Source organism: Gymnodinialimonas sp. 202GB13-11, from assembly GCF_040932485.1.
Taxonomy (GTDB): domain Bacteria; phylum Pseudomonadota; class Alphaproteobacteria; order Rhodobacterales; family Rhodobacteraceae; genus Gymnodinialimonas; species Gymnodinialimonas hymeniacidonis.
Window position 1 is genome coordinate 2,276,651 of sequence record NZ_JBFRBH010000001.1, and the last position, 21,915, is coordinate 2,298,565.

Sequence of the window (21,915 nt, forward strand, 5' to 3'; positions counted from 1 at the left end):
AAACTCAATAGACAGCACGGGCAGTACCCTTGGGTGCAGCGGAACCCGTACGCCCTGCGCCGAAAAGTTTGCTCGTTTTTCACATCTTGGCTTGGAGAGAAGACCGCACTCCCATCAACACCGCCGCGACGCAGGCGCTCCCGAATATCCTCGAGCGCTCATTCCCAGGCGCTGCTCGCTTTAAGAGTTGTTGGCGGAGGAGGTGGGATTCGAACCCACGGTACGCTTTCACGCACGCCGGTTTTCAAGACCGGTGCATTCGACCACTCTGCCACTCCTCCGGCGGGTCTGCGCAACGCGATACTGTGACATGTGTGATTCTGAAACCCGCCCTGTGAGGCCTTCTTTCACAAGCCACCTTTTCAGAAGCGAATCACTTCGCTATCTTGCACGCAATACAGGTGTGTCCGCCAAAAGGGCACGAACCGGCAACGACCGGAAAACCAATAAAACACCGCGCGCTCGACGTGCGGGAAATGAGTGCAGAGATGAGCAGTATGACACAACACCGCCCCACGCCCCGAATCCGTCTGGCGCTTGCGCTTGTGCCACTGATGGCCCTGTCCGCCTGTATGGGTGAGGACGGCGAATTCTTCGGCTCCCGCAATGCTGATGCCGACGGCCCCGCGCCCATCGGTGCAACCCGCCTTGTCGAACGCGACGTCGAGGCACCTGAAATCTTTGAAGAAACCACCGAAGGCCTGTGGGATGGACGCCCCTCGCTGGGTGGTGTCTGGGTCGCGCACCCCGATGTTGGCGACCCCGAGCGCGTGATCATCCGCAACGATGAAAACGGTCGTTTCGTGATCGGCGCGCTCTTCCGCCGCGAACGCGATCACCCTGGCCCGACGCTCCAGATCTCGTCTGATGCCGCCGCCGCACTCGGCGTTCTGGCAGGCGATCCAACCATCTTGAACGTCACAGCCCTCCGCCGCGAAGAAGTGGCTGAGACCGCCGAAGGCGCGCCTGACGCACTGGCCCCGGGCGAAGACATCGCAGCCTCCGCCGCAGCAGCCGAGATCACGGCAACCCCGCTGGACGGCGCAGAAGACATCGCAAGCGCGGCCGCAGCCGCCATTGATGCAGCAGATCCGGCACCGCAGCCGGAAGCCGCGCGCACCCCGGCAGCCAGCGATCTTGAGAACCCTTACGTTCAGATCGGCATCTTCTCTGTGCAAGAAAACGCCACCAATACCGGGCAGGCCTTGCGCAGCGTTGGTCTAGAGCCCACAATCTATGACCAGTCGAGCAACGGTCGCCAATTCTGGCGCGTCGTGGTGGGCCCCGCAAATACTGCGGAAACCCGCGATGCGATCCTCGAAAGCGTGCAGGGGCTTGGCTTTGACGATGCCTTTTTCGTAAGTCGATAGGACGCCATGCACAGCGCACTTCTGATCAGACCCGCCGCGACACTCCTCGCGGCGGTTTTGTTTTTGCTCACCGCCGTCACGCATCTCGCGGCGCAAGGCTATGAAACCCAGGCCCGCGCGGCCTATGTCTATGACCATGCATCGGGCCAAGTCCTGCTGGAGCTGAACGCAGATGAGGCCCTGCCGCCGGCTTCAATGTCCAAGCTGATGACGCTTCTGATGACGTTTGAAGCCCTTCGCGATGGCCGCCTGACGCTGGAAACCCGCGTGCCAGTCTCGGAACATGCGATGAGCTTTGGCGGCTCCACCATGTTCCTCAACACGCAAGACCGCCCAACGATCGAGGAATTGATCCGCGGCGTTGTGATCGTATCAGGCAATGACGCGTCAGTCGCACTCGGCGAAGCCCTCAGCCCCGATGGAACGGAAGAAGGCTTTGCCGAGATGATGACCCAACGCGCACGGCAGTTGGGCATGATGAACTCGACTTTCGCCAATGCCTCGGGCTGGCCAGCGGAAGGCCACCGCATGTCGATGCGCGACCTCGGCATTCTGTCGGTTCGCTTGATCGAAGAGTTCCCGGAATACTACCACTACTTTCAGGAAACCGAATTCGATTACGAAAACCGCTCCCCTGCCAATCGGTTCAACCGCAATCCCCTTCTAGGGCTGGGGATCGGCGCAGACGGTCTGAAAACCGGCCACACGTCCGAAGCGGGCTATGGCCTTGCAGGCTCTGCCATACAGGGCGATCGCCGTGTGACCTTTGTGATCACCGGCCTGCCTTCATCCGAGGCACGCGCCGCAGAATCCGAACGCATCGTGACATGGGCCTTCCGCCAATTCGTGATGGAAGACGTGGTCGAACCGGGTGTTGAAATCGCGCGTGCGCCCGTATTCCTTGGTGCGGAAGAGAGTGTTGGACTTGCCCCGGCCGAAGGTGTCGAAATGCTGGTCCCCGCCCTGCTGGACCCTGAGATCGAGGCCAATATCACTTACACCAGCCCCCTGCCCGCGCCTGTAGCCGCAGGCGACGTGGTGGGTGAACTGCACATCGTGCAGGGCGTTCTGGGGTTCGAGGCTCGCGTGCCTGTGGTTGCCATGGCCGACGTCGCGCGCGGTGGCCCAATGGTCCGCCTGCGCACCGCTTGGGGTGACGTGATGGGCATGGTCGGCGGTGGTGATGAGGCCCCGGTGGCAGAGGCTGCCGCAAACTAGAAAGCCGTCGCCCACACCAACGCACCCGCGCGCCAAGGCCATCCGCTTGCCCCGGCGCAAAGGGCATGTAAAGCCTGTCCACGCACGTCACTTCGCAAGGTCATCACCCGGACATGTCTGCTCACCTAGGTAAGTTCATCAGCCTTGAAGGCATCGACGGGTCCGGCAAGTCCACCCAAGCGCGCCGATTAGCCGATTGGCTGAACACTCAGGGGCGTACTGCGGTTTTGACGCGAGAGCCCGGTGGCGCTCCGGGGGCCGAGGATATCCGGCGTCTGCTGGTCGAAGGCGATCCCGACCGCTGGAGCCCTGAGACCGAAATCCTTCTTTTCACTGCCGCGCGTCGCGATCATCTGGAACGCACTATCCGCCCGGCTCTTGAAGCTGGCAGGGACGTCGTGACCGACAGATTTGCCGACTCCACCCGCGTGTATCAAGGTGCCACGCGCGGCGACTTACGGGGACTCGTGGACCAAATCCACGACGACGCCATCGGAGTGGAGCCTGACTTGACCCTGATCCTCGATATGGACCCTGCCGTTGCATTGGAACGCGGGCTGGCACGGCAAAGTGGCGAGGATCGGTTCGAAGACTTCGGCCTGCCGTTCCAGCAAAAGCTGCGAGCCGGCTTTCTGGCCTTGGCGAAGGATTATCCGGATCGTTGTGTGGTGATCGATGCCAACACTGATCCGGACACCATCGCAGACGCAATCGCCCAAGTGGTGGCCAAGCATCTGGCGTAACCGCCCCTCTTTTCACCTGCCCCTGCCCCGCACCCGTGCTACATCCCTTCCATGTCCGACGACGCTCCACTCGAATCCGATCGCCTTGACGGTGCGCCTCACCCGCGTGAGACAAAGCGGCTCTTTGGTCATGCGGGGCCAGAGGCAGAGTTTCTGAGCGCCGCCACTTCTGGCCGCCTGCCCCATGGCTGGCTGTTGACCGGCCCGAGGGGCATTGGAAAGGCAACCTTCGCCTGGCGCGCGGCGCGGTTTCTGTTGGCGACACCGCCGGTCAGTGATGACGACATGTTCGGCGCACCGCCACCGCCTGAAAGCCTCGATATCGACCCCGAGCATCCCGTTGCCCGCCGGATGCTGGCTTTGTCCGAACCGGGGTTGTTCCTGCTCCGCCGCCCAGTGGACGACAAGGACCCCAAGAAGCTCAAAACGGTCATCACGGTTGACGAGGTCCGGGGCCTCAAGGGCTTCTTCCAGATGTCCGCAGGGGACGGCCGTCGTGTTGTGATCGTGGACAGCGCCGATGAGATGAACCCATCCGCCGCCAATGCGCTCTTGAAAGAGCTGGAGGAGCCACCCGAAGGCGCCGTCCTCTTCCTGATCTCCCACCGCCCCTCTGGCCTTTTGCCCACGATCCGCTCCCGCTGCCGTACCCTTCGGTTCAACGCGCTTGAAGATGCAGACCTCGCCGCGGCGCTCACTCAAGCCGGGTCGGAGCCACCCGAAGGCGCGGCACTGGCCACACTGGCGCAAGGCTCCGTCGGCGCGGCCATCACGCTTGCCGAGCAAGGCGGCCCGGCGCTCTATGCCGACATCACGCACCTACTGGAAACCCTGCCCAACATGGACCGCGCGCTGGCCCTCAAACTCGCCGAAAGCACGGCAGGCAAAGCCAATGAGGCTCGCTTCGACCTGACCCTCTCGCTTCTGGAAACCGCCCTTTCCCGCGCCGCCCGGCTCGGCGCCACAGGTCAGGCCCCCATCGAGATCGTCCAGAACGAAGCCGCAATCCTCGCCCGCCTCGCCCCGGACCCGCACAGGGCGCGCGACTGGGCCAACCTCGCGCAGTCCCTGACCGCCCGCGCCCGCCGCGGCAAGGCGGTCAACCTTGACCCCGCCGCGCTCATCTTCGATATCTTCCTCGATCTGGACCGCACCGCGGCCCGCCTTGCCGCGTGAGTGCCCATGTCAGAGCCCCAAATCGTCGACAGCCACTGCCACCTCGATTTCGACAGCCTTGCGTCTGAGCTGCCCGAAATCGTCTCCCGCGCCCTCGACGCAGGCGTCACCCGCATGGTCACCATCTGCACCCGCCTGCGCAACGCGCCGCAAGTCCAAGCCATTGCAGACACCCACGCCCCCGTCTTCTGGGCCGGTGGCACCCACCCCATGTCCGCCGCCGAGGAGCCTTTGGCCACCGTCGAAGACCTCACCACCCTCGCCGCGCACCCCAAGTTCGTGGGCATCGGTGAGACCGGCCTCGACTACCACTACACGGCTGAAAGCAAGGCGATCCAACAGGAAAGCCTCCGCATCCATATTGAGGCCGCGCGCCAGACCAACCTGCCCCTCATCATCCATTCCCGCGATGCCGATGACGACATGGCCCGCATCCTGACCGAAGAACACCGCGCAGCCCCCTACACCTGCGTCATGCACTGCTTCAGCTCTTCGCCTGAGCTGGCCCAAGCCGCCCTCGACCTCGGCTTCTACCTCTCCATGTCCGGCATCGCCGCTTTCCCCAAATCGCAACCCCTCCGCGATATCTTCGCGAGCGCACCTGTCGACCGCATCCTCGTGGAAACCGACAGCCCCTACCTCGCCCCACCGCCCCATCGCGGCAAACGCAATGAGCCCGCCTTCACGGCCCACACCGCCCGCGTCGGCGCCGAAATCTTCGGCCTCTCCTACGAAGACTTCGCGGCCCAGACCTCCGCCAATTTTGATCGGCTGTTCTGGAAAGCCGCAACCGCGACAAAGGCCGCCTGAATGGCCACGCTGCGCTTCACCATCCTAGGTTGCGGCTCCTCCGGCGGCGTCCCGCGCCTCGGCGGCCATTGGGGTGCCTGCGATCCTGACAACCCGAAAAACACCCGCCGCCGCTGTTCGCTCCTCGTCGAACGCGAAACCGAAAACGGCACCACCGCCGTCCTCATCGACACCTCGCCTGACTTGCGAACGCAGCTGCTCGACGCCGGTATCGGCCGCCTCGACGCCGTCCTCTACACCCACGCCCATGCCGACCACGTCCACGGCCTCGATGACCTGCGCATGATCGTCTTCAACATGCGCGCCCGCTTGCCCGTCTACGCCGATGGCCCCACCACAAACGATCTGCTCAACCGTTTCGGTTACGCCTTCGTGCAGCCCCCCGGCTCGGCTTACCCACCGATCCTCGACATCAATTCCATCGATGGCGATGTCACAATCGACGGCCCCGGCGGGCCCATCACCTTCACACCCTTCGAAGTCACCCACGGCAATATCGACGCCCTCGGCTTCCGCATCGGCAAAGTCGCCTACCTCCCCGATGTCTCCGACATCCCCGACACAATCTGGCCCGCGCTCGAAGGCCTCGACGTCTGGATCCTCGACGCACTCCGCCGCGATCCGCATCCTTCCCACAGCCATCTGGCCAACTCGCTGGAATGGATCGCCCGCGCCGCGCCCAAACGCGCCGTGCTCACCAACATGCACATCGACTTGGACTACGAGACCGTGCTCGCCGAGACACCGGACAACGTCGAACCCGCTTATGACGGGATGCAGATTGAAGTCGCGGGCTAATTGCGCCCAATTTGGGCAAGGCCGAACGCCAACCCGGCTTCGCGACGAATAATGAAAGCTGCGAAGACGGCCGCAGGCCGGAGGAGGGGCGCCATCGTTTCCCTTTGCGCCGCAAACCCGCTAAGCCCTTCCCATGCTTGACCTTCTCGCCATCGTCCTCCCGGTCTTCCTCGTCGTGGGCGCGGGCTATGCCGCTGTCTGGCGGGGTCTTTTCAAAGACAGCGCCGTTGATGGCCTGATGACCTTCACCCAGAAATTCGCCATCCCCTGTCTGCTCTTCTCCGCCATCGCCACACTGGACCTCGGCGCGCAGCTGAACCTCCGCCTCCTGATCTCCTTCTACGCGGGCTCCACCCTGTGTTTCTTCGCAGGCCTCTTCGGCGCGCGCCTCATCTTTGGCCGCCCCTGGACCGATAGCGTCGCCATCGGCTTTGCCGCACTTTTCGCCAACACCGTCCTTCTGGGCCTGCCCATCTCCGAACGTGCCTACGGTAGCGACGCCCTCGGCCCCAACTACGCGATCATCGCCTTCCACGCGGCCTTCTGCTACCTGCTCGGCATCACCACGATGGAGATCATTCGCGCTGAGACCCGGGGCCTCCGCCTCGCCGGCACAGTCGCCAAGGCTATGTTCCAGAATTCCCTGATGATCGGCATCGGCCTCGGCTTCATCGTGAACCTCTCAGGCCTGCCGATCCCAAACGTTCTGCGCGAAGCCCTCGATCTGATGATCCGCGCCGCTTTGCCCGCCGCGCTCTTCGGCCTCGGCGGCGTCCTCTACCGTTACAAACCCGAAGGCGACGCGGGCGTGATCGCCATGATCTGCGGCCTGTCCCTGCTGGTCCACCCCATCGTCACCTACAGCCTCGGCACCGGCCTGAACCTTAGCCAGCCACAACTCCAATCCGCCGTCCTCACGGCCGCCATGGCGCCGGGCGTTAATACTTACATCTTTGCGGATATGTACGGCTGTGCCCGCCGCGTAGCGGCGACCTCGGTGCTAGTGGGTACGGCCCTGACGGTCGTCACAGCAGCAGTGTGGATTGCAGTTCTGGGCTAGGCCACGAGGATAGAGCGGGCCTCTGCCGCCGTCAGTGCCAGCCGCTCCAACGATGCCCGCTCGAACATGTCAGGGAACAAGCGTTCAAGCTCGGCCCGCGTTTCCGCATCCAACGCGCCGCGGGCCACGTCTCCGGGATGCAGGCTTTCAGCGGCCACACCTTCGGCCGTCAAGGTACGATGCCCGTCCATCAGGATATGGAAGTATTCAACGTCACCGCCTTCAGCGACATAGACGTCGTCGCGGCCAAGGAAGTGAATGGCAGGGACCCAAACCGCATCCGTGCCGAAATGCAGCTCCGCCTGCCAGCCCGTCAGCAAAAGGCGGTGCTGGCGCGAGACTCGCAGTTCGCGTTTGTTGCCGATTGCCCCAGCCTTGAAGACGACCGGCGCACATGATCCGATGGCTGAAAACGTCCGCCGCCCGATCCACCGGATCGGCTCGGCCCCACCCTCTTCGGTCATCACGAAACCGCCGACGCTCAAATTCTCAATGGCGAGCTCACCCGTTGGTGTCGCGATCATCGTGCCAGCGGCAAAGCAGATCGGCGTCGCATAGCTCGACGCGGCCGGGTTCGGACCCTCTTGGTTCGAGATGACGGTCAGCGGCACGTTGATCGGCGGGAAGCCACCCTGTGGCCCGATAAAGGCAAGGCCTTCGACATTGCCGTAGCTGTTGTTGTCGCCCGACTGGCGAATGTTGAACGCCACTAACGTGTATTGATTGCCGTCCGGGTCTTCGACGACAACGCTGTATTCCGCCTCCGCAACGGAGTTCGCCGGGTAGGTCGTTCCATTGAAGCTTTCGGAATTGATCAAGCGTTGCGAGGTATCGCTGTCGCCAAAATTGCTATCGTCATCGGTAATCTCGATTTCCTGCCAGGCATTCGACGTCAGGGTGATCGTGGCACCCGGATTGCCGCCGCTTGGCGCAAGATGCACGCCGCTGCCCTGGCTCTGTCCATCAAGGCCCGAACCACCATTGGTGCCCGTCACCGTGATCAGGTCTTCGGGCAGGACGAATATTGAATAATCCGGCATGTTCGCACTCCTCGCGCCTTGCCTACAGGCGCAGTGCGGCAGCGTTCAGGGGGAAATACGGCACCATTGTGGCAGCGGCATTGACAGATCGTTGCCGCCACGTGGTTTCTGGACGGCCACCAAAACCCGATAATCCAATACTATCAGACAGTTGACCCCTCTGCTCACGCGTGAGCAGAGGGGTCAATGCGGGGCAATCCCACGTAGCCGCTCTGACCGACGCCTCAGCATCTCCACCGTCGCCAGCAGGATGATCGAGATCGCCACAAGGATCGTCGCCGCCGCCAGAATGACCGGACTGATCTGCTCGCGCAGACCGGTGAACATCTGCCATGGCAGCGTTTGCTGCCCTGCAGAGCCCACAAAGATCACCACAACCACCTCGTCGAACGAGGTGATGAAGGCAAACAACCCGCCCGAGATCACCCCAGGCAGGATTAGTGGCATCTGGATGCGGAAGAAGGTCGTCACCGGGTTCGCGCCCAGATTGGCCGCAGCCCGCGTTAGTGAGCGGTCAAAGCCCACCAAAGTCGCCGTCACTGTGATGATGACGAACGGAATGCCCAAGGCTGCATGGGCCAGCACAACGCCCCAATAGGTGCCCTGCAGGCCAATCCGGCTGTAGAAGAAATACATGCCAGCCGCCGAGATGATCAGCGGCACGATCATGGGCGAGATCAGGATCGCCATGATCGCCCCCTTGAACGGCACATGAGTCTGGCTCAATCCAATGGCGGCCAGCGTCCCGAACCCCACCGAAAGGATCGTCGCCACCGGCGCAATCATCAGCGAGTTGCGGAGCGGTGTCATCCACTCCTCCCCCTCAAGGCCGGTCAGCTTACCGATAACGAGGCCAAAAATGGCGCCGATCAGGATCGGAAACAGGTTCAGGCTCCCCTTCACCAGCTTCAGGATCACGGTCAAAACGGCTCCGACCACGATACCAATCAGCAGCCCGAGCCACGGATATCCGTCTTCCCCGAAGAAGTCCTGGTAATGGTGCAGGCTGTAGGCCTCGGGATCCAGCGCCAGCATGCCCGGCGTGAAGGTAAAGAAGTCCTCGGCATTAAAGCTGAGCGGAATGATGATGATGATCGGCGCGATCAGGAAGAAGAAGATCAGCCCACACAACACTCGGAACCCATAGAACCAGACACGCTGCCCAAACGTGGCATAGGGGGGAAGTTTCGTGTCCATGGTCGCTTACCCCAGCTTCACGTTGTCGATGCCCACGATCCGGTCGTAGAGCCAGTAGAGAACCAGAACCACCGCCAGCAGGATCGAGCCAAGCGCCGCCGCCAGACCCCAGTTCAGGCTCGACGAAATGTGGAACGCAATCCGGTTGGAGATGAACGTCCCCGTCCGTCCGCCCACCAGTTCCGGCGTGATGTAATAGCCGATGGCGAGGATGAAGACGAGGATACAGCCTGCCCCGATCCCCGGGATCGACTGCGGGAAGTAGACCCGCCAGAACGCCGTCCAATTCGTCGCGCCAAGCGATTTCGCCGCCCGCACATAGCTGGGTGGGATCGTCTTCATGACCGAGAACATCGGAAGGATCATGAACGGCAACAGGATGTGCGTCATGGCGATGATCGTACCAGTCTGGTTGTTGATAAGCGCCAATCGGCTGTCATCGGCCACCAAGCCGATCCACACAAGGATATCGTTGATCACGCCTTGCTGTTGCAGAAGTACCTTCCAAGCGGACGTCCGCACCAGGAGCGAGGTCCAGAAGGGCAGCAGGACAAGGATCAGAAGCAGGTTCGACGTGCGCGTCGGCAGGTTCGACAGCAGATAGGCAATCGGATAGCCAAGCAGGATGCAGCTGATCGTGATGACACCCGACATGAACAGCGTCCGCCAGAACAGCAGCAGGTAAAGGCGCTGATCCTCTGGCTGCGCCTCGATACCCTGAGGCGTCAGTTGCAGATCCACGGACGACAGGAAATAGCCAGCCGTGAACGGGTCCGAGAAGGCCTCGATCGTGCCCCAGACCTCAAGGTCCAGCCAATCTTCGTCGATATCCTCGAAGGCTGCGCGATAGCTTTGGGTTTCAAAACCCGGAACGGCCTCCAACGCCTCGACAAAGACCGGCCCATCAAAGCGCCCCAGGCCCTCGGCCCCTGCACCGCTTTCGTGGATCGCCATCAGGTCGTGGTAGAGGGCGGCATAGACAAGGTGCCATGGCTCCTCTTCCGCCGGATCGTCCCCATCGGTTTGCTGAATAGTGCGCGCGAAGGTCTCATAGGCTTCCGCCGCACGGGGGAAGCTCGCCTCGAACTCAGCGTCGATGCGGAACAACGATAGCGGGCGATCTTCGCCCTCGGCGGGACGGCTGGACAGCCACCCGGAGTCGGACACCAGAGGAAGCCAGAAAAGCGGGTCTTCCCATCGCTCGTTCAGGTCGACGAATTGGTCGGTGTAGATTTCGCCAATATCATCCACGCCGCGCCCGGTTTTGCGAAACAGCGACGACATGCCCGTCGTCTCATAGTTCAGCCGGCTTCCCAGCCGGGTATGTTCGCGACGCTCGGTTGCAGCATAGAAATCCAGCGCCAGCGCCGCATAGACATCATCTTCGGGCACATCGGACGGGTCCCATTCATCCAGCGCGACAACGGTGCGCGGCAGAGTTTCCGACACGATCTGATTCTCGACCGAGCGGAACAGCATATCCACAATCGGCGCGATAAAGGTCACGAGGATGAAGATCAGCAAAGGCGCGATCAGCATCAGTGCGCGGAGCTTTTGGGCACGCAGCGCGCGGGCCAGCGACCGCTTTAGCGGGCGACCATCGGCGGCCAGCATCGGCCCGTCTTGGGTTGCGTCGCTCATTCCACGCCCTCGACAACAAGGATCACGCTATCGGCTGTGCGACGGCGGATCTCGGCAACTTCTTGGTATTCGGGGTCGTTGTAGGCCGCCATCGCAGCCTCATACGACTCAAACTCAAACACGACATGGCGCTGGAAGGTCTCCCCTTCCAAAATCTCGGACTTGCCGCCGCGCACAATCGGCTTGGCCCCATGGCTCAGCAGGATCGGCGTGTCCCGTTCGATGTACTCCTGGTACGCCTCGGGATCGTTCACCGTGATGTGGCCGATGATATAGCCTTTGGGCATTGGACCGCCTTGTCGCCTCGGAAGGGTGTCAGGGCAACACGAGGCCGCCCTGACGAAAGTTGACTTACTGGGCCAGCCACGCCTGGAAGCGTGCGTCCATGTCGTCCCGATAATCCGCCCACCATTCGTAGTTGAACAGGAACGTGTTCTCGGAGTTGGCCGGATCGGTCGGCATGTGCGGCGCCATTGCGATGCCTAGGTCAGCGTGGTTGCCAACCAGCGGTGCGGACGACGCGCGGGTCGGACCGTAGGAGATGTAGAGCGCCTGATCGGCCAGACGCTGCGTGTCCGTGGCGAAGCGCACGAAGTCGAGCGTACGGGCCAGACGATCTTCCGGCAGACCGGCAGGAATGATCCAGCCATCAAGGTCGAACATCTGCCAATCCCAGAGCATGTTGACCGGCTGGCCCTGCTCTTCGATCAGGCTGAACAGACGACCGTTGTAGGTCGAACCGATCACAACTTCGCCGTCAGCCAGAAGCTGCGGCGTGTCGGCGCCAGCGGACCACCAGACGGTCTGGTCCTTGATGGTGTCGAGCATCGCGAACGCGCGGTCGAGGCCTTCTTCGGTCTCCAGCGTGTCGTAGACATCTTCGATTGCCACACCGTCACAGATCAGCGCCCATTCCAGGTTCGCGATCGGGCGACGCTCCAGCGAGCGCTGGCCGGGGAAGGTTTCAGTGTCGAAGACGGCGCAAACGCTGTCAGGCTCAGCACCGTTCCACTCAGCCACATCGTTGCGGTAACCGAAGGTGGTCGAATACACGATCTGCGGGATGAAGCAGTCGGACACGATGAACTCGCCAAAGTCTTCCGAGGCAGGCGTGCCATCGGGGGCCGGGGCCAGAACTTCGTCATGGTCGATTTCCATCGCCAGGCCTTCGTCGCACAGACGCATGGCGTCAGCGGCCACAACGTCAACGAGGTCCCAGGTGATGTTGCCGGCCTCATTCATAGCGCGCAGACGGGCAACGGCTTCGGCCGAGCTTTCGTCCCAGATCACTTCCAGGCCTTCATGCATCTCTGCATAGGGCTCGGAATAGGCACGCTGCTGGCTGATCTGATAGGCACCGCCCCACGACACGAGGGTCATGGAACCTGCCATGTGACCGTCGGCCATAGCACCCGTCGTTGCGAGGGCTGCGCCAGTGGTCAGGAGCATAAGGCTCTTGATTTTCATGTGGTCTCTCCTTGGTTGGACTTCGGTTTTCCCGTGGTTTTTGCGCCCCTTACGGGACGTTATGCATCCAGTGCCCGGCAATCCTGCGGACGCCAGCCAATCTCGATGCTCTCCCCCGGGGTCAGCCTGCGCTGATCGGGGGCATTTCGTGTCTTGATGATGAAATCATCGGTTCCCGCAACGCTCAGGCGTGTGCGGTAAATATCGCCCATGTAGACGAATTCCTTCACCTCAGCCTTCAACGTGTGCGCGCCGGGGGTCAGACGGTTGGGGTCCATCTCTACCCGTTCGGGCCGGATCGACACTTGGGTCTTCTCCCCCACGGCGCTGACATTTACAGGCACCGCGTCGATGATCGACCCATCTTCCAACGTCACTTCGCACATATCGCCAGCCATCTTGCTGACAGTGCCCTGCAACGTGTTGTTTTCACCAATGAACTGCGCAACGAAGCTGTTCTGCGGCTCCTCATAGAGCGTATCCGGAGCGGCCAGCTGCTGGATGCGCCCGTCGTCGAACACCGCCACTCGGTCCGACATGGTCAGCGCTTCGGTCTGGTCGTGGGTTACGTAGACCGTGGTGATCCCAAGCTCATGGGCCAGGTTCGTGATCTCGAACTGCAAGGTCTCGCGCAGCTGTTTGTCGAGCGCGCCGAGCGGTTCATCCATCAGAACCAGTTCCGGCTCGAACACCAGGGCGCGCGCCAATGCGATCCGCTGCTGCTGACCGCCTGAAAGCTGCGCGGGACGGCGATTGATGAAATCACCCATCTGCACCATGTCGAGCGCACGCTTGATCTTTTCCTCGCGATCCGACTTGCCCATGCCACGCACTTCCAGCGGGAAAGACAGGTTCTCACCCACCGTCATGTGCGGGAACAACGCATAGTTCTGGAACACCATGCCAATGCCGCGCTTGTGCGGTGGAATGTTGTTGATCGGTTTGCCGTCCAGCGTGATCTCGCCGTGAGTGGCAGTCTCGAACCCGGCCAACATCATCAGGCAGGTCGTTTTACCGGACCCCGAAGGCCCAAGCATCGTCAGGAACTCGCCCCGCCCGATGTGAAGATTGAGGTCTTTGACGACGAGCACTTCGCCATCATAACTTTTTTGCACGCGGTCGAAGGCGACGAACGCTTCCGTCTGGTCTGAGGTCAAACCCCACTCCCCTGTTGTCTTGCTGCAGTGTCTCCGGGTTTACCCGTGCCTGCGCTTATCCGGGCGAAGACTAATCGCGGATTACCCGCAGTTTCAACCAAAGCCTTGGCGAACTGTATCTTCAAACTGGAATTTCCTGCTGACAAAGGGGAAATGCGGCCATTCAGAACCAAAAAGCGGCGCGATCGGGCAATCTGCCCGTGCCTTGTGCGCTCTCTGCAAAGCGCGTAACCCTTGCCTCAAGGCAGGTATTGACCCGCAAGGATGGCCTTTTTTGCCGAATTTTTCCCAATCACTGGACCGCGCTTGACCGAGAATATCGTCCAAAATGGCACCGGCGCAAAGCTATGGCGCAGGCTCTGGTCCGAGCATATCCGGCGCTTCTGGCCTGTGCTTCTTCTTGCCGTTTTTCTGATGAGTCTTGAAGGGGCGGCGATCGGCGCCTTTGCATGGGCCGTCCAACCCATGTTCGACACGCTGTTCACGGCCGGATCCATGGACGGTGTCACATGGGTCGCGCTATTGATCGGCGGGCTTTTTCTGTTGCGGGCAACGGCCGGGTTCTTCCAACGCATCCTTGTGGTTGGCGTTGGGTTGCGCGTCGTGGCCAGCCTCCAACGACGTCTGTTGGGCCATCTACTGACGCTGGATATGGCCTTCTTCCAGGGTAACCCGCCCGGCGCGCTGATCGAGCGTGTGCGCGGCGACACGTCAGCGCTTCAATCGGTCTCGTCCGCTGCGCTTATGTCGCTTGGGCGAGATGTCATTACTCTGATCTCGCTGCTGACCGTCATGCTGGTCACCGATTGGCGATGGACCCTTTTCGCCCTTCTTGGCGTGCCAGCCCTGATCCTTCCGTTACTTGCCGTCCAAGCCTTCATCAAACGAACCGCCCGTACAGCACGGGAGGCCGCGGCCACATTGTCCGCACGGCTGGATGAGATTTTTCACGGCATTCAAACGATCAAGCTGAACCGCCTTGAGACCCATGAGAAAACGCGGTTTCGAGATGAGATTACAGCGTTCTTGCGTCCGTCCATCCGGGCCCAGATCGGAGTAGCGTCAAACCCCGCCATGATTGATGTCGTGGCGGCTTTGGGCTTCGTGGCCGTCCTTTATGTCGGTGGGCAGGACATTATCGAGGGCGAGAAAACACTTGGCCAATTCATGTCGTTCTTCACGGCCTTGGGATTGCTGTTTGAACCGTTGCGCCGCCTGTCGAGCATCGCCGGCCAAGTTCAAACCGCAGGCGCATCGCTCGAACGAATATATGGCGTGCTGGAAACCCTGCCGACCATAAATGATGTCAATGACGCGAAACCGTTGTCGGCAGGCGACGTGGCCTTCGATAACGTCCACTTTTCTTACGGCGACGCACCTGTCCTGCGCGGCCTTACCTTCAGCGCGCGCGCGGGACAGACGACAGCCCTTGTTGGGGCATCCGGCGCTGGCAAAACGACCGTGTTCGCGGCCCTAACGCGATTGCTGGATGCGTCTGAGGGCACGATTTCCATCGGCGGCATGCCAATCATCGAAGCTGAGACCGCCAGCCTGCGCGACACGATCGCAGTGGTGGGTCAGGAAACCGCTTTGTTTGATGAAAGCATTGCCGCCAACATCCGCATGGGCGCACTGGGTGCTACAGATGCTGAGGTCGAAGCGGCCGCAAAAGCCGCCGAAGTCATGGAATTCGCGCAGAACTTTCCAAATGGCCTCGCCACCGAGGTGGGGCCGCGCGGCTCTGGCCTGTCGGGTGGCCAGCGCCAGCGGGTCGCCATCGCGCGCGCCATGCTCAAGGCCGCTCCTATCTTGCTGCTGGACGAGCCGACATCAGCACTGGATGCCAAATCCGAAAAGCTGGTCGGTGCTGCGTTGGACCGTCTGGCCGAAGGCCGTACCACATTGGTGATCGCCCACCGCCTTTCCACGATCCGCAATGCCGACAAGATCATCGTTATGGATCAGGGGCGCGTGGTCGAAGAAGGAACGCATGATGAATTGCTGGCCCAGAACGGAGCCTATGCCCGCCTGCACGCCCTTCAGATCACAGGCGTTGAGGTTTAGTGCGTTACGGCTGACCAAATCCCGAACAGACCCACCAGCACAAGGCTCAGCGCCCAAACCAGATCAAGGTTGAACCACGTCTTCGACAGGAACTTCAGCCCCAGCCACAGGTAGATGAACACCGCGATCACGGCGCCTGCCCCCGTCATGGCCAGCGTGTGCAACCCTGCGACAGCGACCGCCACACCAAGGTCGTTCTGCATCAACGATTGCGCGGCCAGATGCCCGGTGTCCTCCGGCGCAATCGCGCAGATACCCAGATAGATCGGTACCAGCATAAGCCCCGCCCCGTGGGCCAGTGCCGCAAGGAATGACCACAAGGCCAGACGCGCCGGATGCACCCGCGCCAGGAACCTCGGATGGCGGCGGTTGATCAGCAGGTAGCCACCCATCGCCACCACGATCACGCCTGCCCCAATCCGGATCTCGCTCTCGTATTCCACCAACGTGATCATCAGTGAAAACGGCAGAAGAATCGCCAGCATTGACAGGAAATGCCCAAGCGCCAGAAGCCCCAGCGCCTTTGGCAGGGCTGAGGTCTTTCGTTCCATCAACGCGGCAGAAACCGCCAAGGGCCATCCCATCCCGGGGTTCAACCCGTGATAGAGGCCCGAGGCGATGACGGCCCACCAAAGGGCCGCCACGGAAAGCTCTTCCATGCCCGCTTAGACGTTCGGGTAGCAGAAGCTGTCGGTCGAACAATCTCCACCTTCAAGGCGGATCTGGTGCGAACGGTAGCCCTTGGGGAAGTCGATGTAGAAGTCTTCCGCCAGCCGGAAGCCTTTCTCATCGTTATGGGCCATGACCATCTGGCCGCCTTCGTCATCCGGGTAGAACTGATCATCCCAGGTCGAATAGAGCGAGTTGGTCCAGTAAACGCGCTTCCCGTCGCGGGAGACTTCCACCATCTGCGGGCCATAGACAAACGGCTTGCCATTGGGGTGCGCCGTGCCTTTGGCGATGCCGCCGACCTCTACCTTGCCGACGAGCTTCGGATTCATCGGGTCGGACACATCGTATTGATGCATTTCACCCAGACCCCAGCAGGCGACGTAGAGGTATTTGTCATCAAGGCTCAGGTCGATATCCGTCACCAGCGGTGGCACCGCCTCGAACCCTTGCAACAGCGGCGGCAGGTTCTCGGGCTTCTCAGGCCTTGGGTCGATGGTGATGACCTTTTTGGCCTTCCACGTCCCGTCGTCATCGCGCCACCACGTGAAGATCGCGCCTTGCAGATTGGTCGTGTCGACCACAACGCCGCAGAACCCGTAGCTCTTGGTCGGGTCGTGCGCGGGCCGGATTTCCAGCGCCATCTGGTAATTCTCACCAAAGTCGATGGTCTGCACGTTCTTACGCGCGCGCAGGTCCCAGAAGTGGATCGAGTGGCCGTATTTGTTGGACAGAAGATCCTCTGGCACCACGCCATTCTCGAACTGCGGCGGCAGACCCCATTCCGAGGATACCATGTAATCCTGCGGCAGGTTCCACCAGAAATCGTAGTGCTTGTCCTGCGGGCCGCGGTCCATCTCGTAGCGCCCGATTACGTCGAAGGTCTCGCAATCCATGATGAAGATGCCCGGCGGTCCATCGGTGCCATCTTCGCCGCCACCGCCAAGGGTGGAGACGTAGATGCCCTCAGGCCCGCAATGGATCGTGTGCGGGCGGGAATAGCCGGTCTTGGCGAAGATCTCTTCCGGCTCAATGATCTTGTGGATCTTGGCCTCCAGCGGCTCTTTCACATCGATCACGTAAACACGGGACGACCGGATGCCCGGCACGATCAGATAACGGCGCTCAAGAAAGGCGTGGCCCGTCAGTGGCGACAACGACGAAGAACAAGCGTTCCAACCGAAATGGTGAAATTCGTCGCCCTTGTTGGGCACGATCACCTGATGGACGATCTCGCCATAAGTCTTCGATTTCGGATCAAGGTCCACAACAGCGATGCCGTCGGGTTGGGAGCCATCGGGGCTCAGCATCACGGTGAAGCCATAGGTCTCAATCGGCGCTTCCATCGCCAGCTTCGCGGATGCGTGGAATGTGGGGTCTGGTCTCAGGTTCATAATCGTCCTCCCATTGCAGTGTGGTGCAGTCCTCTTGGGCGGGACCTTTGCGTCATCAGGCACAGCGCCTCCAGTGCAGTCCCGGAGGCAATCCGGGCCGCTCGCCATGCGTTTCGTCAAATGTCTGACAATTGACACGCTGCCTCAGAATCACTGTTCCGCAAAGCGTTTTTTACAACCGGCAGTGGAATGCCGTCTGCACAATTCCTGCACGTAATGCCACCGCCCCCTGCACGGACCCCACGCACCCTGCGCAATCCGTTCCGGCAAAATCGCTGCATTGAGACGCAAGATAGCGGAGAAAACAAATGAGCGGACAGTTCACAATCCGGGGCCTTCCCGATCGCCTGAAACACGATGCTTGGTGGATGATTGATGCGCCCGCCAACGCCAACGCGCGCCCCGAACCCGGCCTCGGCGCGCGCATTTCAGATGGCAAGGCCGCCCTGCTGGCGCTTCTGATTTTGATCGTGCTGGCCGATATCAGTTTCTGGGATCAGACGCCGGGCCTCTCCATGGCTTTGTTCTGCATGGGCCTGTCCGCGGCTATGATCGCCTTCAAACCGGTCAAGGCCACGCGCCGCGAATGGGCCATCGCCATGGGCTTCGCGTTGGTTTGCAACCTGCCGGTGATCGAGCACGCGCAACCGCTCTCCTACGCGTTCAGCGTCGGCGGCATCGCATCCCTTCTTGCGTGGGTAGCCCAAGGCACCCTGATCCGTTGGTCCGAGGCGCTGACCCCTTTCATCCGCGCCTCCTCCGACGGCTTGATCCTGCTGCCGACCCGCGTGATCGGCGCCGCGCGCAGCCGCAAATTCGGAACCGACTGGAAAGCGCTGGCCCGCGCGTACCTGCTGCCCATATCCGTCGCCCAGATCTTCGTCGCCCTCTTCGCCGTCGCCAACCCGCTGTTCGAACGCACATTGGCCAGTGCGACCGACATCGGCCCCCTGCGCGGTGAAACGCTTCTGCGCATCCTTTTCTGGGGTGCCGCCGCCTGCATCCTCTGGCCCTACCTGAACACGCGCGCCCTGCGGCAGGACGCGGCCTTCGACATAGCACTGCCGAATGGCGATCTCTCCGCTGGCTTCCTCAACGCAGGCTCCGTCCGCCTGTCGCTGATCCTGTTCAACGCCATCTTCGCTGTGCAAACCCTGTCGGACCTGACCATCCTGACCGGCGGCGTCGCCTTGCCCGAAGGCATGACCTACGCCGAATACGCCCATCGCGGCGCCTATCCCTTGCTGGTTACAGCGCTCCTCGCAGGCCTCTTCGCCGCGCTGACCCACAAGATGGTGGCAGAGGACAAGCGGATGCGCTGGCTCGTCTATGCCTGGCTCGGCCAGACCCTGCTGCTGGTCTGCACCGCCGCCTTCCGCCTGTCACTTTACGTGCAGGCCTATGCGCTCACCCACCTGCGCATCGCGGCGTTCATCTGGATGGGGCTGATTGCCTTGGGCCTGATCCTCGTCGTCATCCAGATCGTGCAGGCCCGCTCCCTCGGCTGGCTGATCCGCTGGAACGCGGCCACGGCTCTGGCCACGCTCTACCTCTGCACCTTCGTCAACTTCACCCACATCATCGCAGACCATAACCTGTCGGCAGACATCCCCATCGAGCGCCTCGACCTCACCTACCTCTGCGGTCTGGGCGAGCAGGTGATCTCCGCAATGTGGGAATACGGCCCGGTCCATGACGATGTGCAATGTGGCACCCAAGGCCGACCCTCCATCGCCTTCGACGATATCGACAGCTGGCAGGAATGGGGCTTTCGCCGCTGGCGGCTTGAAGCGTATCTTACCGCTCACCACGACTTGTGAGACGACGCGCCATGCCCGCCTGCCTTCTGATCGTCGATGACGATCCCAACATCCGCGACGTGATCGGCTTTGCCGCTGAGGCTGCGGGATATCACACCGACTTCGCCGCCGATGGTGCGGCGGGGTTAGCCAAAGCGCAAACTGGCGCGGCGGACTTGCTGATCCTCGACGTGGGCCTGCCCGAGATGGACGGCTTTGACGTCTGCAAAGAGTTGCGCAAAACCTCCGACGTGCCGATCCTGTTCCTGACCGCACGAGATGATGAGATTGATCGCATCCTCGGCATGGAAATCGGCGGCGATGATTACGTCACCAAGCCCTTCTCGCCCCGCGAACTTGTTGCCCGCATCAAGGCGATCCTCAAACGCTCCAACGGGCGCGCCACACCGTCCGAGACGCTCAGCCACGGCGCGCTGACCCTCGATCCGTCTCGACACCAGTGCACGTTTGCAGGCGAGGACGTTGCGCTGACGCAATCCGAATTCAACCTGCTCGAAGCGCTGCTGGCCAACCCGGACAAAGTCACCAAACGCAACGCCCTCGTCGATGCCGTCTACGGCCACAACATCCACGTCTCCGACCGCACCATCGACAGCCATATCCGAAACATTCGCCGTAAGCTGACTGAGGCAGGCTGTGCGGACAGCATAGAAACCGTTCACGGCGTCGGCTTGCGGATGGGCCCATGCCTGCCCGCGTGACGCCCCGCAGGAAATGGCGCCCCGGTCTGGGCGGCGTGATCCTCGCCATGCTGGCGCTTGTTCTGGTCCTGCCCTTCGCGGGCCTGAACCTTTTCCGGTTCTACGCCAACCAGCTTGTGCAACAGACCGAGGAAAGTCTGCTGATGCAGGCCGCCGTCCTGACGTCCACCTATGAGGAACTCTACCGCACCGCCGCCGACCTGCCGCCCGACCCGCTGCCATCTGACGGCCGCCGCCCGTTCCGCCCGCTCTTTCCCGCCGTCACCGTGAACCCGCAAACCATCCTGGGGCCCCGCCCCGATGGTCTGCCCGCGACCGAACCCGTCGCCCTGCCCTATCAGCGCATCGCACCGTACCTGTCCGAAATCGCCCTCGGCGCGCAGGAGCAAACCCTAGCCGGATATCGCTTTCTCGACCGGTTCGGCACCGTGATCGCAGGCTCGGCTGAGACCGGCGTCTACCTCGGCCATGTGCAGGAGGTTGCGCTGGCACTGAACGGCGATACCGTCTCCGTCCCCCGCGTGCGCACCCGCCCCACGGCTGAGCCGCTGATCTATCGCTTCAGCCAAGGCACCCGCGTCCGCATCTTCGTCGCCATGCCCGTCACCATCCGGGATGACATCATCGGCGTTGTGTACCTCAACCGCACGCCGAACCACATCTTCCGCTTCCTCTACACCGAACGTCTGAACCTCTTCGGCGCAGCCATGTTCGTGCTGCTCTCCACCGGACTGATCGGCTACCTCTTCTGGCGTTTCGTCTCGCGCCCGATCCGCTCGCTCGCGGCCCGGACCGAGACCTTCGGCGCGTCTGAGGCCCGGTGGGAGCCGCTGGATCACTATGGCACCCGCGAGATCGAAGTTCTGGCCCAGAGCTTCGGCACCATGGCCAACCGGTTGCAGGACCAGCAGACCACATTGAAAACCTACACTGCCCATGTCAGTCACGAGATGAAGTCGCCGCTGACCGCCATCAAAGGCGCGGTGGAGCTGTTGCAGGACTCTGACATGCCGCCTGAGCGGCAAGTGAAATTCCTTGAAAACATCGCGCGCGACACGGAACGGATGGAGCAACTTCTGGCACGTATGCGCGAATATTCCGCCGTGGGCCAACTCGCGTCAGATGGTACAAGTGATCTGGCAGGGGCGCTGGAGACCATGGCCGGCCGCTTCCCCCGTCTCGACCTCAGCATGTCCGGTCCGACACGCGACGTCCCGCTCTCGCCCGAAGCGCTCGAAATCGTGTTCCGTCACCTCATCGAGAACGCGGAAAGCCACGGCGCCACGGAGGTTCGCGTTGCGGCTACGGATGACGGCTTTTCGCTGTCGGACAATGGCTCTGGTATCAGTGCTGGCAACCGCGACCGCATCTTCGAGCCGTTCTTCACCTCGCGCCGCACCGATGGCGGCACCGGCATGGGCCTGTCTATCGTGCGCTCGGTCTTATCGCAGAGCGGCGGACGGATTTCCCTGGTCGATGCCGGTCAGGGCACAACCTTCGACATTCAATTTACGACTTGATGGCTGTCGCTGACGGGCTTGCTCAACAGGTCACGTCTGATCACGATGGGGCCGAGTTCCACCCGGAAAG

19 protein-coding genes and 1 tRNA gene are annotated in these 21,915 nt (G+C 61.8%); 11 read left to right on the forward strand and 9 right to left on the reverse strand.

Going from position 1 to position 21,915, the window contains the following annotated elements:
• Positions 1-191 precede the first annotated feature (191 nt).
• Positions 192-281 (reverse strand) — tRNA-Ser (locus tag V8J81_RS11350).
• Between the two features lie 207 nt (positions 282-488).
• Here V8J81_RS11350 and V8J81_RS11355 point away from each other — a divergent pair.
• From V8J81_RS11355 to V8J81_RS11385, 7 genes are all read left to right on the forward strand, one after another.
• Positions 489-1,370, forward strand: coding sequence for an SPOR domain-containing protein (locus tag V8J81_RS11355; protein WP_368475861.1), 882 nt, complete (start codon positions 489-491; stop codon positions 1,368-1,370).
• 6 nt (positions 1,371-1,376) lie between these two features.
• Entirely contained in the window at positions 1,377-2,588 is a 1,212-nt protein-coding gene (locus tag V8J81_RS11360; protein WP_368475862.1) for a D-alanyl-D-alanine carboxypeptidase family protein, read from the forward strand.
• A 113-nt stretch (positions 2,589-2,701) separates the two neighbouring features.
• Positions 2,702-3,331, forward strand: coding sequence for a dTMP kinase (gene tmk, locus V8J81_RS11365; RefSeq protein ID WP_368475863.1), 630 nt, complete (start codon positions 2,702-2,704; stop codon positions 3,329-3,331).
• A gap of 51 nt (positions 3,332-3,382) precedes the next feature.
• Positions 3,383-4,507 carry a DNA polymerase III subunit delta' gene (locus V8J81_RS11370; protein WP_368475864.1) on the forward strand — a complete coding sequence of 375 codons (1,125 nt, stop codon included), beginning with the start codon at positions 3,383-3,385 and terminating at the stop codon, positions 4,505-4,507.
• A 6-nt stretch (positions 4,508-4,513) separates the two neighbouring features.
• A complete protein-coding gene (locus V8J81_RS11375) occupies positions 4,514-5,317 on the forward strand; it encodes a TatD family hydrolase (protein ID WP_368475865.1) in 804 nt (267 codons plus the stop codon).
• Positions 5,318-6,115, forward strand: a complete 798-nt coding sequence (locus tag V8J81_RS11380; protein WP_368475866.1) for an MBL fold metallo-hydrolase — start codon at positions 5,318-5,320, stop codon at positions 6,113-6,115.
• Between the two features lie 133 nt (positions 6,116-6,248).
• Complete coding sequence (locus V8J81_RS11385) at positions 6,249-7,175, forward strand: AEC family transporter (RefSeq protein ID WP_368475867.1); 927 nt, start codon at positions 6,249-6,251, stop codon at positions 7,173-7,175.
• On the opposite strand, the gene V8J81_RS11390 is transcribed toward V8J81_RS11385, so the two are convergent.
• From V8J81_RS11390 to V8J81_RS11415, 6 genes are all read right to left on the reverse strand, one after another.
• The gene (locus V8J81_RS11390) at positions 7,172-8,215 is read right to left on the reverse strand and encodes a Hint domain-containing protein (RefSeq protein WP_368475868.1); all 1,044 of its coding nucleotides are present in this window, start codon (positions 8,213-8,215) and stop codon (positions 7,172-7,174) included. The two genes, V8J81_RS11385 and V8J81_RS11390, sit on opposite strands and share 4 nt — an antisense overlap.
• 183 nt (positions 8,216-8,398) lie before the next feature.
• Complete coding sequence (locus V8J81_RS11395) at positions 8,399-9,412, reverse strand: ABC transporter permease (RefSeq protein WP_368475869.1); 1,014 nt, start codon at positions 9,410-9,412, stop codon at positions 8,399-8,401.
• Positions 9,413-9,418: 6 nt separating this feature from the next.
• Positions 9,419-11,053, reverse strand: a complete 1,635-nt coding sequence (locus V8J81_RS11400; RefSeq protein ID WP_368475870.1) for an ABC transporter permease — start codon at positions 11,051-11,053, stop codon at positions 9,419-9,421.
• Positions 11,050-11,340, reverse strand: coding sequence for a DUF1330 domain-containing protein (locus tag V8J81_RS11405; RefSeq protein WP_368475871.1), 291 nt, complete (start codon positions 11,338-11,340; stop codon positions 11,050-11,052). Before V8J81_RS11405 ends, V8J81_RS11400 begins: the two co-directional genes overlap by 4 nt.
• A 64-nt stretch (positions 11,341-11,404) precedes the next feature.
• Positions 11,405-12,520, reverse strand: coding sequence for an extracellular solute-binding protein (locus tag V8J81_RS11410; RefSeq protein WP_368475872.1), 1,116 nt, complete (start codon positions 12,518-12,520; stop codon positions 11,405-11,407).
• Positions 12,521-12,579: 59 nt separating this feature from the next.
• Positions 12,580-13,677, reverse strand: a complete 1,098-nt coding sequence (locus V8J81_RS11415) for an ABC transporter ATP-binding protein (RefSeq protein ID WP_368475873.1) — start codon at positions 13,675-13,677, stop codon at positions 12,580-12,582.
• 306 nt (positions 13,678-13,983) lie between these two features.
• Here V8J81_RS11415 and V8J81_RS11420 point away from each other — a divergent pair, with 306 nt between their 5' ends.
• A complete protein-coding gene (locus tag V8J81_RS11420) occupies positions 13,984-15,741 on the forward strand; it encodes an ABC transporter ATP-binding protein (protein ID WP_368475874.1) in 1,758 nt (585 codons plus the stop codon).
• Here the strand turns inward: V8J81_RS11420 and V8J81_RS11425 are convergent.
• Positions 15,738-16,400: a hypothetical protein gene (locus tag V8J81_RS11425; protein WP_368475875.1), complete on the reverse strand. Its 663-nt coding sequence runs from the start codon at positions 16,398-16,400 to the stop codon at positions 15,738-15,740. The genes V8J81_RS11420 and V8J81_RS11425 overlap by 4 nt on opposite strands.
• 6 nt (positions 16,401-16,406) lie before the next feature.
• On the reverse strand, positions 16,407-17,804 hold the full coding sequence (locus V8J81_RS11430) for a selenium-binding protein SBP56-related protein (RefSeq protein WP_368475876.1): 1,398 nt from the start codon (positions 17,802-17,804) through the stop codon (positions 16,407-16,409).
• A 308-nt stretch (positions 17,805-18,112) separates the two neighbouring features.
• On the opposite strand from V8J81_RS11430, the gene V8J81_RS11435 reads away from it, so the two are divergent.
• The 3 genes from V8J81_RS11435 to V8J81_RS11445 are packed head-to-tail and all read left to right on the forward strand — an operon-like array spanning position 18,113 to position 21,845.
• On the forward strand, positions 18,113-19,624 hold the full coding sequence (locus V8J81_RS11435) for a DUF4153 domain-containing protein (RefSeq protein WP_368475877.1): 1,512 nt from the start codon (positions 18,113-18,115) through the stop codon (positions 19,622-19,624).
• Between the two features lie 11 nt (positions 19,625-19,635).
• The gene (locus tag V8J81_RS11440) at positions 19,636-20,325 is read left to right on the forward strand and encodes a response regulator (RefSeq protein WP_368475878.1); all 690 of its coding nucleotides are present in this window, start codon (positions 19,636-19,638) and stop codon (positions 20,323-20,325) included.
• Positions 20,310-21,845, forward strand: a complete 1,536-nt coding sequence (locus V8J81_RS11445; protein WP_368475879.1) for a sensor histidine kinase — start codon at positions 20,310-20,312, stop codon at positions 21,843-21,845. The genes V8J81_RS11440 and V8J81_RS11445 overlap by 16 nt, the downstream gene beginning before the upstream one ends.
• Positions 21,846-21,915 lie beyond the last annotated feature (70 nt).

Coding starts and splice junctions, on each gene's coding strand:
- V8J81_RS11355 (WP_368475861.1), top strand. CDS start 489: ATGAGCAGTATGACACAACACCGCCCCACGCCCCGAATCCGTCTGGCG.
- V8J81_RS11360 (WP_368475862.1), top strand. CDS start 1,377: ATGCACAGCGCACTTCTGATCAGACCCGCCGCGACACTCCTCGCGGCG.
- tmk (WP_368475863.1), top strand. CDS start 2,702: ATGTCTGCTCACCTAGGTAAGTTCATCAGCCTTGAAGGCATCGACGGG.
- V8J81_RS11370 (WP_368475864.1), top strand. CDS start 3,383: ATGTCCGACGACGCTCCACTCGAATCCGATCGCCTTGACGGTGCGCCT.
- V8J81_RS11375 (WP_368475865.1), top strand. CDS start 4,514: ATGTCAGAGCCCCAAATCGTCGACAGCCACTGCCACCTCGATTTCGAC.
- V8J81_RS11380 (WP_368475866.1), top strand. CDS start 5,318: ATGGCCACGCTGCGCTTCACCATCCTAGGTTGCGGCTCCTCCGGCGGC.
- V8J81_RS11385 (WP_368475867.1), top strand. CDS start 6,249: ATGCTTGACCTTCTCGCCATCGTCCTCCCGGTCTTCCTCGTCGTGGGC.
- V8J81_RS11390 (WP_368475868.1), bottom strand. CDS start 8,215: ATGCCGGATTATTCAATATTCGTCCTGCCCGAAGACCTGATCACGGTG.
- V8J81_RS11395 (WP_368475869.1), bottom strand. CDS start 9,412: ATGGACACGAAACTTCCCCCCTATGCCACGTTTGGGCAGCGTGTCTGG.
- V8J81_RS11400 (WP_368475870.1), bottom strand. CDS start 11,053: ATGAGCGACGCAACCCAAGACGGGCCGATGCTGGCCGCCGATGGTCGC.
- V8J81_RS11405 (WP_368475871.1), bottom strand. CDS start 11,340: ATGCCCAAAGGCTATATCATCGGCCACATCACGGTGAACGATCCCGAG.
- V8J81_RS11410 (WP_368475872.1), bottom strand. CDS start 12,520: ATGAAAATCAAGAGCCTTATGCTCCTGACCACTGGCGCAGCCCTCGCA.
- V8J81_RS11425 (WP_368475875.1), bottom strand. CDS start 16,400: ATGGAAGAGCTTTCCGTGGCGGCCCTTTGGTGGGCCGTCATCGCCTCG.
- V8J81_RS11430 (WP_368475876.1), bottom strand. CDS start 17,804: ATGAACCTGAGACCAGACCCCACATTCCACGCATCCGCGAAGCTGGCG.
- V8J81_RS11435 (WP_368475877.1), top strand. CDS start 18,113: ATGAGCGGACAGTTCACAATCCGGGGCCTTCCCGATCGCCTGAAACAC.
- V8J81_RS11440 (WP_368475878.1), top strand. CDS start 19,636: ATGCCCGCCTGCCTTCTGATCGTCGATGACGATCCCAACATCCGCGAC.
- V8J81_RS11445 (WP_368475879.1), top strand. CDS start 20,310: ATGCCTGCCCGCGTGACGCCCCGCAGGAAATGGCGCCCCGGTCTGGGC.